Here is an 855-nt window from a genome sequence, read left to right on the forward strand (position 1 = left end):
AGACGTCATCTCATTTGGAACGGTAGCCTGTCGGTCGTGGTTTCGATCGTTGAGCGGCTGGTGCCGGATGAGTTGTGGGAGTTGTTTCAGCGGGTGGTCCCGGAGGCTCCGTCGCGGCCTCAGGGCGGCGGCCGGCGTCGGCACGGCGACCGGGAGGTGCTGGCCGCGATCGTGTTCGTGGCCACGTCGGGCTGCACGTGGCAGCAGCTGCCGTCCGCGTCCTTCGGGCCCTCGGGAGCGACGGCTCACCGGCGCTTTTCCGAGTGGTCGAAGGCTCGGGTGTGGGCAAAGCTCCACCGCCTGGTCCTCGATGAGCTCGGCGCCCGCGGCGAGCTGGACTGGTCCCGCTGCGCGATCGACTCGGTGAACATGCGAGCCCTGAAAAGGGGGAGCTGACAGGCCCGAATCCTGTCGACCGGGGCAAGTACGGCTCGAAGGTCCACCTGATCACCGAGCGGACCGGTCTGCCCCTGTCCGTCGGAATCTCGGGGGCGAACCTGCACGACAGTCAGGCGCTGGTTCCGCTGGTGAAGGGGATACCGCCGATCCGCTCCCGGCGCGGACGACGGCGGCGCAGACCGGGAAAGCTCCACGCCGACAAGGGGTACGACTACGACCACCTGCGGCGATGGTTACGCGGGCGCGGCATCAGGCACCGCATCGCCCGCAAGGGCGTCGAATCCTCGACTCGTCTGGGCCGTCACCGCTGGACCATAGAACGCACGATGTCCTGGCTCGCCGGATGCCGCAGACTGCACCGCCGCTACGAGCGCAAAGCCGAGCACTTCCTGGCCTTCACCAGCATCGCCTGCACCCTCATCTGCTACCGCCGACTCACCAAATGAGATGACGTCT

1 protein-coding gene is annotated in these 855 nt (G+C 67.5%); it reads left to right on the plus strand.

Going from position 1 to position 855, the window contains the following annotated elements; genetic code table 11:
* Positions 1–45: 45 nt before the first annotated feature.
* A protein-coding gene (locus tag IF78_RS47325; protein WP_167348348.1) for an IS5 family transposase occupies positions 46–845 on the plus strand; the annotation gives its coding sequence in 2 pieces (ribosomal slippage) (positions 46–394 and positions 394–845; 801 coding nt in all).
* Positions 846–855 lie beyond the last annotated feature (10 nt).

The organism is Streptomyces bicolor, assembly GCF_000719285.1.
Taxonomy (GTDB): Bacteria; Actinomycetota; Actinomycetes; order Streptomycetales; family Streptomycetaceae; genus Streptomyces; species Streptomyces bicolor.